The sequence below is a fragment of the Actinocrinis sp. genome, from assembly GCF_035938995.1.
Classification (GTDB): domain Bacteria; phylum Actinomycetota; class Actinomycetes; order Streptomycetales; family Catenulisporaceae; genus DASZGI01.
In genome coordinates, this window is sequence record NZ_DASZGI010000047.1 from 17,353 (window position 1) to 28,415 (window position 11,063).

Consider the following 11,063-nt stretch of genomic DNA (forward strand, 5'->3'; position numbering starts at 1 on the left):
AGCGCAGGGACCACGAACACAGGGACCATGAACACAGGGTCCGCGGGCGGCGGGGCCGGCGGTAGGGACAGAAGCGGGGCGGCTGCGCGTGAGCGTGCGGCCGCCCCCGCGGCGCCCGAACCGCTGCCGTCGCCCGTGGCGGACAGCCACACCCACCTCGACATGCAGGAACGGTCGGTCGAGGAGTCGCTCGCGCTGGCCACCGCGGTGAACGTGACCACGCTCATTCAGGTCGGTTGCGACGTCCCCTCGTCCGAATGGGCTGTCCAGACGGCTGCCGAGCACCCCGCCATCCACGCGACCGTCGCGCTGCATCCGAATGAGGGACCACGTCTGGTCCTTGGCGACGTGGACGGCTGGAGCAGACAGCACCGCAAGCCCGGGGGCGCGCAGGCGCTGGAAAGTGCGCTCGCCCGGATCGACGAACTCGCGAGCCTGCCTCATGTGGTCGGGATCGGCGAGACCGGCCTGGACTACTTCCGCACCGGGCCCGACGGCGTGGCCGCACAACAGGAGTCGTTCCGCAGACACATCGAGATGGCTAAGCGGCACGACAAAGCCCTAGTCATCCACGACCGTGACGCACACGAGGACGTGCTCAGGATCCTCGAGGAGGAGGGCGCGCCGGACCGCGTCGTCTTCCACTGCTATTCGGGCGATGCGGCGATGGCAAAGGTCTGCGCCGAGCGCGGCTACGTGATGTCGTTCGCCGGCACCGTCACCTTCAAGTCGAACGAGCACCTGAGAGAAGCGCTGCGGATCGCTCCGCTGGATCTGCTCCTCGTCGAGACCGATGCGCCCTTTCTCACGCCTATGCCATACCGCGGTCGCCCCAATGCGCCCTATCTGATCCCGCTCACCGTCCGCGCCATGGCGCAGGCGAGGGGTGACATGGACGTCGCGGAGCTTTGCGCCGCGCTCGATTCGAACACTCGTCGCGTCTTCGATCTGCCGTAGCGGAACGGCTTCTCGATGCCTGACACGGCCCCACCGCGAGGTCAGACCAAGTCAACTCATCCCGACGGTGAAATCTCCGTACGCGTCAGTCCGCTGTCACCCGTTTCCCGCACTGCCACACTTCTGTAACTTCTCCGCTCGCCTGTTCTAGCGAGGCCAAAGCGGACGATCAGGTGGTGAGCGCCACATCCGGCGCAAAAGACTGCGGTGATATGTCGGATTTCCGCTGCGGCAAATCGGATTAACTGGACATCAGTTTCCGCGGGGCGACCTAGTCGGGCTATGGCGACCATGCGAGCCCGTAGTCTAGGCTCCCTTTCTCGGTAGCCGGATCGGTGGACCCGACGCCTCTGGAAGTTTCTGGCGTCACGGCCCCGTGACCGGAACCTGCGAGGTCTGGAGTGCAGTGAGCGGATCACGCTCGACCCGAAATACGGGCGGCAGCGGCGGGCCCTTGACGGGCACCTCCGCATGGCCGTCCTCTTTTACCGGTCCCGCGCAGCATTCGCCGTCGTACAGAGCCATCGACGCAGAAGACACCACCAGCGAAGCATCCGAGCCCTCTGCGTACGGGGAGCCCTACGCCCCGTATGCCGAGTCTCGCAATGAGTACGCGGACCCTTACGCTCCGTCGTACCCTCACGGCGACCCGTACGAATCGTACGAATACGGCGCCGAAACCGAGACGTATCCGTACGCGTACGACTACACGAACGACGGATACTCCGATCTGGACTACGGGCGCGAGGCCGGCGAGTTCGAGGGCTCCCTGAGTTCCACCTCGACCGTGCCCGCTCCGCGCACGCCCGCGGAGTTCGACCGGCGGCGCCCGACGCTCGACCCGGACGTACCCACCGGACTCGAACCAGAGCCCGGACAAGACGCCGCAAGGCCCTCGGGCCAGCGCCGCTCGTCTGCTCGCCGCGGCAGCAGCTCCGGCCGGGTCAGCTCGCGCCGGATCACCCTGGGCGGGCGCGTCGTGCAGGGTCTGGTGCTCGCCGCGCTCGTCGGCGGAGTCACCGCGTACGTGACCCTGGAGAAGACGGTCAACATCTCGGTCGACGGATCGGTCCGGCAGGTCCATTCGTTCGCCTCGACCGTCGGCGCCGTGCTCACCTCTGACGACGTGCCGACCGGCGGCCACGACCTGGTCACCCCGTCGCCCGGCGCCACGCTCGTCGACAACTCGACGATCACGGTTCGCTACGGCCGCCCGCTCGCCATCACGGTCGATGGCACGACGCGGCACGTCTGGGTGCACGCGACGAGCGTGTCCGGGGCGCTTCAGGAACTCGGCGTGCGTATTCAGGGCGCGAAGTTGTCGGTGCCCGCGAACGACCTGGTCGGCCGCGCGGGGATGAGCTTCAGCGTCTTCACCATGCGCCACATCACGTTCCTGGTGGACGGCAAGTCGGTCCCGCTCGACACCACCGCCGCGACCGTCGCCGACGCGATGGGCCAGGCCGGGATCACGCTGCGGAACCAGGACTCCCCGTCAGTCACCGCCGGCTCGTTCCCGGTCGACGGCGAGACGATCTCGATCCTGCGCATTACCGGCGTCACCAAGGTCGAGCAGGCCTCGATCCCGTACTCGGTGACCAAGCAGGACGACCCGACCACCTACGTCGGCACGACGACCATAGTGACTCCGGGACAGAACGGGGTGGCCGAGGTCACCTACGCGTTCCAGACGATCAACGGCGTCGCACAGCCGCAGAAGGAGGTCTCCCGGGTCGTCACCAAGCAACCGGTGGCCGAGGTGGAGAAGGTGGGCACCAAGCCGATGCCGACCAACGTCTCGCAGCTGAACTGGGCGGCCCTGGCCAACTGCGAGTCCGGTGGCAACCCCAGGGCCGTGGACCCGAGCGGCTCGTACTACGGCCTCTACCAGTTCTCGCCCTCCACGTGGGCCTCGCTGGGCGGCAGCGGACTGCCGTCGAATGCTTCCCCCGCGGAGCAGACGAGCCGGGCCGAGCAGCTCTACCAGCGGTCCGGCGCCGGGCAGTGGCCGGTGTGCGGGCACAACCTGTTCAGCTGATCCGCTCGGCTCGCCTTTCGGCCGAGCAGTAGCCAGGCGGGAGGTGTCGGGGACTCGAGGGCATTCGCCCCCGGGTCCCCGACTCCGTTTCCGGCCCGCATGTCCCCCTGGCGTGTCTCGCCGCAGGTCGCCACAGTCCGCGGCGCGGCCTTCGCCCCAACTAGACTCGGGGACATGAACCGGCCGGACGGTGGGGAGTGCGAGGCGCGATGACCCGTGGAGGGCCGTCCGCCGCCCACGTCGGCGGCGACAGCGGTGCACGGCCGGACGCTTCGTCCGCCGGGCCGGTTCCCGCCGCGTCGGTTGCTCCGGCTGCCGCTCCCGCCGCCGTGCCCGAACTCCCCGGCCTCCTCGGACCCGCCGAGGTCCGTGCTCTCGCCGCGCGGCTGGGGGTGCGGCCGACCAAGCAGCTCGGCCAGAACTTCGTCATCGATCCGAACACGATCCGCCGGATCGTCCGCGCGGCCGGCGTCCTGCCCTCGGACACGGTCGTGGAGATCGGGCCCGGACTCGGCTCGCTGACCCTCGGGCTGCTCGGCGCGGCGCGGCGGGTCGTCGCGATCGAGATCGATCCCGTCCTGGCCGCCGCGCTGCCCGACACCGTCGCCGCGCACGCCCCGGACGCCGTCGGCACCGACCGTTTCGCCCTCGTCCGCGCCGACGCGCTGCGCGTCACGGAGCTGCCGGGCCCCGCGCCGACCGCGCTCGTCGCCAACCTGCCGTACAACATCGCCGTTCCCGTCCTGCTGCATATGCTGGAGAGATTCCCCTCCCTCGAACGGGTGCTGGTCATGGTGCAGGCCGAGGTGGCGGACCGGCTGGCCGCCGAACCGGGCGGCCGGGTCTACGGCGTGCCGAGCGTGAAGGCGCGCTGGTACGCGTCGGTGCGGCGGGCGGGCTCGATCGGCCGCAACGTCTTCTGGCCCGCGCCGCACGTCGACTCCGGGCTGGTCGCGCTGGAGCGCCGGGAACCGCCGACGACCCGCGCGAGTCGCAAGGACGTGTTCGCCGTCGTCGACGCCGCCTTCGCGCAGCGCCGCAAGACGCTGCGCGCGGCGCTGTCCGGCTGGGCCGGATCGGCGGCGCGGGCCGAGGAGATCCTGCGCCGCGCGGGCGTCGATCCGGCGGCCCGCGGCGAGGCCATCGGGGTGGAGCAATACGCTGCGATCGCGGATGCGGCGCACGACGTGAACCTTCAGCCGGACGAAGACCAGGAGCCGACACCGTGACCGCGCTCGAAGACTGGGACGACGGCCCCTTCCGGCCCGAAGCGGTCACCGTCAGGGTCCCCGCGAAGATCAACCTCTCGCTCTCGGTCGGGCCCCTGCGCGCCGACGGCTACCACGAGCTGGTCACCGTCTTCCACGCGGTCTCCCTCTACGACGAGGTGATCGCGCGGGCGGCACGCGGCCTCTCGCTCACCGTGGAGCCGTTGCGCCGCGACTCGGACGTCGGCGGAGTCCCGGACGACGAGCGCAACCTGGCCTGGCGGGCCGCGCTGCTGCTGGCCGAGCACGCGGGCGTCGAGCCGGACGTGCGCCTGACGGTGCGCAAGGACATCCCGGTGGCCGGCGGCATGGCGGGCGGCTCCGCGGACGCCGCGGCGGCGCTCGTCGCCTGCGACCACCTGTGGGGCACCGGGCTGCGCCGGGACGAGCTGCACGACCTGGCCGGGCGGCTCGGCAGCGACGTCCCCTTCGCGCTGCACGGCGGCACCGCGATCGGCACCGGCCGCGGCGAGCACATCTCTCCGGTACTCGCGGCGGCGGGTATGGAGTGGGTCATCGCGGTGATGGACGGCGGCCTGTCCACGCCAAAGGTCTTCGAGGCCTGCGATCTCCTGCGGTCCCGGGACGGCGTCACGCCGGACGCGCCGCAGGTGCACCCGGACCTGATGTCGACGCTGCGCTCCGGGGACACGGAGCGTATCGGGGCGGCGCTTTACAACGACCTACAGCCAGCCGCCGTCGAGCTGATGCCCGAAATCGGCGAACTGCTGGACCTCGGCGCCACGGCGGGCGCGGCGGGCACGCTGGTCTCCGGCTCTGGCCCGACTACCGTCTTCCTCGTCGACGGACCGGTCAGCGCGGCGGAGGTGGAGGAGCAGCTACGGGCCTCAGGCCTCTGTCGCGCGGTACGCCGCGCGCGCGGACCGGTCCCAGGCGCGCAGGTTTCGAACGTCCGCTAGGCGGTGTCTGGAAAGTATCGTCGGGCCCGCGACACCTGCCACGCACGCTCGCTGCGGGCTTATCCGACGATACTTTCAAACACCCCTTAGGGCTCGAAGCAGCGTGCGCGGCCCCCTCGGGAACCGCGCACGGCATACAACCCGACACGTCCTCTACACGAACAAGCGCACCAACGTCTCGGCCACCGCCGCCGGCTTCTCCACCCCTTCGATCTCGACGATGGCCGTCGCCGCGACCTGAAGCCCGCCGCCCGACGCCTCGGTCACCGAGTCGAGCGTGAGGACCGCGCGGATCTTCGAGCCGACCGGAACCGGGGTGACGAAGCGGACCTTGTTCAGCCCGTAGTTCACTCCCATACGCACGCCCTCGACCCGGTAAATGTCCTGGGCCAGCACAGGCAGCAGCGACAGCGTCAGGTATCCGTGCGCGATCGTGCGCCCGAACGGACCCTGCGCCGCCCGCTCCGGATCCACGTGGATCCACTGGTGGTCGCCGGTCGCGTAGGCGAACACGTTGATCCGGTCCTGGTCGATGGTCAGCCACTCGCTCGCGCCGAGCTGCGTGCCGACCGCCTTGACCAGCTCGTCCGGGTTCTCGAACACCCTCACCGGTCGGCCCCGCCGTTGACCTGGATCGTCTGGCCGGACACGAAGGACGACTCGTCGGCGGCCAGGAACGCGACCACCGCCGCGATGTCCTCCGGCTCGCCCACCCGGCGCACCGGGGTCTGCTCGGAGGCCAGGCGGCGCATCTCGTCCGGGTCCAGCCCGACCCGGCGCGCGGTCGCGTCGGTCATCGCGGTGGAGATGTAGCCGGGGGCGACCGCGTTGACGTTGACGCCGAACGGGCCGAGTTCGATGGCCAGCGTCGCGGTCAGGCCCATGACCCCCGCCTTCGACGCGGAGTAGTTCGCCTGGCCGCGGTTGCCCAGCGCGGACCGGGAGGACAGGGAGACGATCTTGCCGTACTTCTGCGCAACGAAGTGCTTCTGCGCCTCGCGGGACATGATGAAGGCGCTGCGCAGGTTGACCGCGATCACCGAGTCCCAGTCCTCGTCGGTCATCTTGAACAGCAGGTTGTCGCGGGTGATGCCGGCGTTGTTGACCAGGATGTCGATCCGGCCGAACTCGGTCACCGCCGCGGCCACCGCCGCCTGCGCATCCTCGGTCCTCGAGACGTCCGCGCCGAGCGCCAGCGCCCGGCCGCCGTCCTTGACCACCTCGTCGACCACCGGCTGGGCCCGCTCCGCAGTCAGGTCCACCACCGCCACCGCGGCGCCCTCACTCGCCAGCCGCCGCACGATCGCGGCGCCGATGCCCTGCGCGCCGCCGGTGACGATCGCGACCTTGCCCTCGAACCGGCTCATTCCCTGCTCCCTCATCCGTTGATCCTGTACACGCACTGATTGAAGTCATTCGCCCACACCCACACGTCCCCCGTACCTTTACACCGCCTCCAAGAGAACCGCTGTACCTTGGCCCACACCCACGCACATCGCTGCCAGGCCCCTGCGCTGGCCCTCGCGCCGCATCCGGTGGACCAGGGTCGTGACGATCCGCGCCCCGGAGCAGCCGAGCGGATGCCCGAGCGCGATCGCGCCGCCGTACGGGTTGACGATCGCGGCGTCGATCCCGATGCCGTCGATCGAGGCGAGGGCCTGGGCCGCGAACGCCTCGTTGAGCTCCGCCGTCTCCACGTCGGAGATCTTCCATCCGGCGCGGTTCAACACGCGCTCGGTGGCCGGGATCGGTCCGACGCCCATCACATCCGGATGCACGCCCGCGGAAGCGCCCGCGACGTACCGCGCCAAGGGCTGCACGCCGAGCCGCGCCAGCCCCTCCTCGGAGGCGAGGACCAGTCCGGCCGCCCCGTCGTTCAGCGGCGACGAGTTGCCCGCCGTGACGCTGCCACCCGCACGGAACACCGGCTTCAGCGCGGCGAGCTTCTCCGCCGACGTGTCCGCCCTGATCCCCTCGTCCGTGTCGACGACTGTCCCGTCAGCCGTCTCGATCGGCAGGATCTCCGGCGCGAACTTCCCGGCGTCCCGCGCCTGCGCCGCCTTCCGGTGGCTGCCCAGCGCGAACTCGTCCTGGCGCTCCCGGGAGATCCCATATCGGGTGGCGACCTCCTCGGCGGTCTCGCCCATCGACAGCAGCCCGTGGAGACCACGCATCAGCGGGTTGATCATCCGCCACCCCAAGCGCGTATCGGCGATCTCCATGCGGTTCGGCAAGCCGTCATCAGGACGCGGCAGCACGAACGGGGCGCGGCTCATCGACTCGGTGCCGCCCGCGAGGACGAGGTCCGCCTCCCCGGCCGCGATCGTCCGCGCCCCGAGGGTGAACGCTTCCATCCCGGACGCACAGAGCCGGTTCACGGTCGCGCCGGGCACCGACTCCGGCAGCCCCGCGAGCAGCACCGCCATCCGTGCGACGTTCCGGTTGTCCTCGCCCGCTTGGTTCGCCGCGCCCCAGTACACGTCATCGATCGACGCGGGGTCCAGCAACGGCAGCCCGGCGACCAGATCCCGGACCACGGCCGCCGCCAGATCGTCCGGGCGCACCGAGGAAAGCGCCCCGCGCAGCCGCCCGATCGCCGTGCGCCGCGCAGCCGCGATGTACACCGCCTTCATTGCCCGTCCTTTTGCCTTCTCACGCGATCACGCAATTACGCGATCACGCTCCGCGCGATCACACAATCACACGATCGCATTGACGCCTGTATGCGCCCGCCCGATGAGCAGTTTCTGGAGCTGGCTGGTGCCCTCGTACAGGGTCATGACCCGGGCGTCGCGCACGAGCTTGCCGACCGGGTACTCGTCGATGTAGCCGTAGCCTCCGAAGACTTGAAGCGCGTTGTTCGCCGCCCGCACCGCCGCCTCGCTCGCGAAGAGCTTGGCCATCGAGGACTCCCGGGCGAATTCGAGCCCGCGGTCGACCAGATCCGCGACCCGCCAGACCAGCAGCCGCGCCGCGTCGACGTCCGTCGCGATGTCCGCGATCAACTCCTGGACCAGCTGCTTATGGGCGATGGGCTTGCCGAACTGTATCCGCTCCGTCGAGTGCCGCACCGCCAACCGCAGCGCCGCCTCCGCGATCCCCACGCACCCCGCCGCCACGGACATGCGCCCCTTCGCGAGCGCCGACATCGCGACCGAGAACCCCTTGCCCTCAGGCCCCAGCCGAGTCGAGTCCGGCACCCGCACCCCGTCGAACACCAACTCCGCCGTCGCCTGCCCGCGCAGACCGAGCTTCCCGTGGATCTCTCGGCGCGCGACCCCAGCGGCATCAAGCGGCACCAAGAACGCCGTGATCCCCCTGTGTCCCGACTCCCCCGTCCTGGCGAAGACGAGCCCGACCTGCGCCCACGTCCCATTCGTAATGAACATCTTGCTGCCCGAGATCACCCACCACTCTCCCTCCCGCACCGCCCGCGCCGTGAGATTGGCCGCGTCCGACCCCGTGTCCGGCTCAGTCAGCGCGAAGCACGCCAGCGCTTCACCTGAGCACAGCCGCGGCAACCAGTGCAGCTTCTGCTCCTCGCTCCCCCACGCCGCGATCGACTTCGCGACCAGGCCGAGCGACACCGACACGATCCCGCGCACCGACGAGTCCGCCCGCCCCAATTCCTCGAGCACCAGCACGTAGTCGAAGTGAGATCCCCCGGAGCCCCCGTACTCCTCCGGGATCGTCAACCCGAGAAACCCCAAATCCCCCAACCGCTTGACGATCCCCTGGTCGACCGACTCCCGCCGGTCCCACTCGGCCGCGTGCGGCGCGATCTCCCGGTCCGCGAACTGCGCCGCGAGCGCACGAAGCGCGGACTGCTCCTCGTCGAGCGCGAGATTCATCGCCGACCGACCTTTCCGCTGCCGCCTCTAGCGCCGCACAGCCACGCCAAAACTTGCAGTGCTAGTTTTAATGGACTGTAGCCCATCGCCCATCGGACACGGAATAGCGAGGTGCGTCACACGTGGCCAGGCCGCGGTCGCCGCTGCTGAGCCGGGAGAAGATCATCGCCGAGGCGCTCACTCTCATAGACGCCGAGGGCCTCGCCGCGCTGTCCACCCGCCGACTCGCCACTGAGCTGGGCGTCAGCGGCCCGTCCCTGTACAACCACTTCGCCACGAAAGACGACCTGCTCGAGGCGGTCGCCGACTCCGTCATCGCGGAGGTGGACATCGAGCCGCTCACGGCGCACGCATGGCCACGGGCCCTGCGCAACTGGGCCTTCTCCTATCACGACACCCTCGCCGCGCATCCCCACCTGGTCCCCGTCGCGGCGCAAGGTCCCGGCCGACGCCCGCATGCCCTAAAGATGGCGGACACCGTGCACGGTGCGCTGGTCGAGGCAGGCTGGCCGCCGCGCGAGGCGACCCGGATCGGCGCCCTGATGCGCTACTTCGTCACAGGCTCGGCACTGGCGTCCTTCGCCGCCGGATTCATCCCGGACCCCCGACTGTACGACCCCGAATACCCGCACCTGCTCCAAGCCCACCGCCTGGCCGAGCACCGCCGATCAGTGGACGAGGGCGCCTTCGAGACCGGCCTCGACGCCCTCATCGCCGGCCTCGAACTCCGCTTCGCCGCTCTCCCTCCCCGCTGATCCCGCCTCTCCCCCTGCTCCCCATCCCTCTCCTCTACCTCCTCCCCACCCCCCACCCCCACCCCCTAGTCCCTCACGCCTCCCCCGACGCCGCCCACAAATTGATCCCCGACTCCACCGCGTGCTTGTCGATCCTCGCCAGCTCGTCCTCGCTGAACTCCGTCTGCTCCAGCGCCCCGAGGCTGTCGTCGAGTTGCTCTACACTGCTCGCGCCGATCAACACCGACGTAACTCGCGAATCCCGCAGCGCCCACGCCAGCGCCATCCGGGCCAGCGACTGCCCACGCTCCACAGCCATCCCGTTCAGCGCACGCACATGCTCGAGATTGCGCTCGTTCAGCAGGTCGGTCGACAGCGTCGACGAATCGCGCGCCGCCCGCGACCCTGCCGGAATGCCCCCGAGATACTTGTCCGTCAGCATCCCCTGCGCGAGCGGCGAGAACGCAATACACCCCACCCCCAACTCCCCCAACACATCCAGTAAGCCACCCTCGATCCACCGGTTCAGCATGGAGTACGAGGGCTGATGGATCAGCAGCGGTGTGCCCATCGCCTCGAGAACCGCGGCGGCTTCCCGCGTGCGCTCCGGACTATACGATGAGATCCCCGCGTACAGCGCCCTGCCGGAACGCACCGCGGCGTCCAGCGCGCCCATCGTCTCCTCAAGCGGCGTCTGCGGATCGAACCGGTGGCTGTAGAAGATGTCCACATAGTCCAGGCCCATCCGGGTGAGCGACTGGTCCAGGCTCGCCAACAGATACTTGCGCGAGCCGCCGCCCTGCCCATACGGACCTGGCCACATGTCGTACCCGGCCTTGGTGGAGATGATCAGCTCGTCCCGGTACGGCCGGAAGTCCTGCGCGAACAAAGTGCCGAAGTTGAGCTCGGCGCTCCCATAGGGCGGCCCATAGTTGTTCGCCAGGTCGAAATGGGTCACGCCACGGTCGAACGCACGCCGCAGGATCGCCCGCTGCGTCGACAAAGGCTGCGCATCCCCGAAGTTGTGCCACAACCCGAGCGAGACGGCCGGCAACTCCAGCCCAGAACGCCCGCAGCGCCGAAACACGGCGTCCGAGTACCGCTCCGACGCAGCGATGTAGCCCATGGTGTCTCCCAATCACGCAGACCCAAGCCGCCCGGCGACCCCGGCAGCAACACAACAGCGACAGCAACAGCCGACCCCTCCACCCTCGCCCCGCCACGATCAGCTGTCCAATAGAAGAATCCGATCCCCGCGAACGCCCAAGCTGCTCAATGAAGCCGTTGAGAACGGC

General features: G+C 69.7%; 10 protein-coding genes. 5 read left to right on the forward strand and 5 right to left on the reverse strand.

Annotation, left to right across the window (positions count from 1 at the left end):
* The first annotated feature begins 27 nt into the window (after positions 1-27).
* The 4 genes from VGZ32_RS03215 to VGZ32_RS03230 all read left to right on the forward strand — a co-directional run bounded on the left by VGZ32_RS03215 (position 28) and on the right by VGZ32_RS03230 (position 5,183).
* On the forward strand, positions 28-957 hold the full coding sequence (locus VGZ32_RS03215; RefSeq protein WP_326884272.1) for a TatD family hydrolase: 930 nt from the start codon (positions 28-30) through the stop codon (positions 955-957).
* A 454-nt stretch (positions 958-1,411) separates the two neighbouring features.
* On the forward strand, positions 1,412-2,995 hold the full coding sequence (locus VGZ32_RS03220; protein WP_326884273.1) for a ubiquitin-like domain-containing protein: 1,584 nt from the start codon (positions 1,412-1,414) through the stop codon (positions 2,993-2,995).
* A gap of 209 nt (positions 2,996-3,204) precedes the next feature.
* Positions 3,205-4,224, forward strand: coding sequence for a 16S rRNA (adenine(1518)-N(6)/adenine(1519)-N(6))-dimethyltransferase RsmA (rsmA, locus tag VGZ32_RS03225; protein ID WP_326884274.1), 1,020 nt, complete (start codon positions 3,205-3,207; stop codon positions 4,222-4,224).
* Complete coding sequence (locus VGZ32_RS03230; RefSeq protein ID WP_326884275.1) at positions 4,221-5,183, forward strand: 4-(cytidine 5'-diphospho)-2-C-methyl-D-erythritol kinase; 963 nt, start codon at positions 4,221-4,223, stop codon at positions 5,181-5,183. The genes rsmA and VGZ32_RS03230 overlap by 4 nt, the downstream gene beginning before the upstream one ends.
* A 153-nt stretch (positions 5,184-5,336) precedes the next feature.
* Here the strand turns inward: VGZ32_RS03230 and VGZ32_RS03235 are convergent, their stop codons facing one another.
* The 4 genes from VGZ32_RS03235 to VGZ32_RS03250 all read right to left on the reverse strand — a co-directional run bounded on the left by VGZ32_RS03235 (position 5,337) and on the right by VGZ32_RS03250 (position 9,034).
* Positions 5,337-5,792 (reverse strand): MaoC family dehydratase, encoded by a 456-nt coding sequence (locus VGZ32_RS03235; RefSeq protein ID WP_326884276.1) that lies wholly within the window; start codon positions 5,790-5,792, stop codon positions 5,337-5,339.
* Positions 5,789-6,550 (reverse strand): glucose 1-dehydrogenase, encoded by a 762-nt coding sequence (locus VGZ32_RS03240; protein ID WP_349263464.1) that lies wholly within the window; start codon positions 6,548-6,550, stop codon positions 5,789-5,791. Before VGZ32_RS03240 ends, VGZ32_RS03235 begins: the two co-directional genes overlap by 4 nt.
* Positions 6,551-6,628: 78 nt before the next feature.
* Entirely contained in the window at positions 6,629-7,816 is a 1,188-nt protein-coding gene (locus VGZ32_RS03245; RefSeq protein ID WP_326884278.1) for a thiolase family protein, read from the reverse strand.
* Between the two features lie 66 nt (positions 7,817-7,882).
* Positions 7,883-9,034 (reverse strand): acyl-CoA dehydrogenase family protein, encoded by a 1,152-nt coding sequence (locus VGZ32_RS03250; RefSeq protein ID WP_326884279.1) that lies wholly within the window; start codon positions 9,032-9,034, stop codon positions 7,883-7,885.
* 122 nt (positions 9,035-9,156) lie between these two features.
* On the opposite strand from VGZ32_RS03250, the gene VGZ32_RS03255 reads away from it, so the two are divergent.
* Complete coding sequence (locus tag VGZ32_RS03255) at positions 9,157-9,789, forward strand: TetR family transcriptional regulator (RefSeq protein WP_326884280.1); 633 nt, start codon at positions 9,157-9,159, stop codon at positions 9,787-9,789.
* A 73-nt stretch (positions 9,790-9,862) separates the two neighbouring features.
* Here the strand turns inward: VGZ32_RS03255 and mgrA are convergent, their stop codons facing one another.
* Positions 9,863-10,894 carry an L-glyceraldehyde 3-phosphate reductase gene (mgrA, locus tag VGZ32_RS03260; RefSeq protein ID WP_326884281.1) on the reverse strand — a complete coding sequence of 344 codons (1,032 nt, stop codon included), beginning with the start codon at positions 10,892-10,894 and terminating at the stop codon, positions 9,863-9,865.
* Positions 10,895-11,063: the final 169 nt, after the last annotated feature.

Bases quoted from the DNA above. Each gene is read 5' to 3' on its own strand.
- VGZ32_RS03215 (WP_326884272.1), top strand. From the start codon at position 28: ATGAACACAGGGTCCGCGGGCGGCGGGGCCGGCGGTAGGGACAGAAGC.
- rsmA (WP_326884274.1), top strand. From the start codon at position 3,205: ATGACCCGTGGAGGGCCGTCCGCCGCCCACGTCGGCGGCGACAGCGGT.
- VGZ32_RS03240 (WP_349263464.1), bottom strand. From the start codon at position 6,550: ATGAGCCGGTTCGAGGGCAAGGTCGCGATCGTCACCGGCGGCGCGCAG.
- VGZ32_RS03245 (WP_326884278.1), bottom strand. From the start codon at position 7,816: ATGAAGGCGGTGTACATCGCGGCTGCGCGGCGCACGGCGATCGGGCGG.
- VGZ32_RS03250 (WP_326884279.1), bottom strand. From the start codon at position 9,034: ATGAATCTCGCGCTCGACGAGGAGCAGTCCGCGCTTCGTGCGCTCGCG.
- mgrA (WP_326884281.1), bottom strand. From the start codon at position 10,894: ATGGGCTACATCGCTGCGTCGGAGCGGTACTCGGACGCCGTGTTTCGG.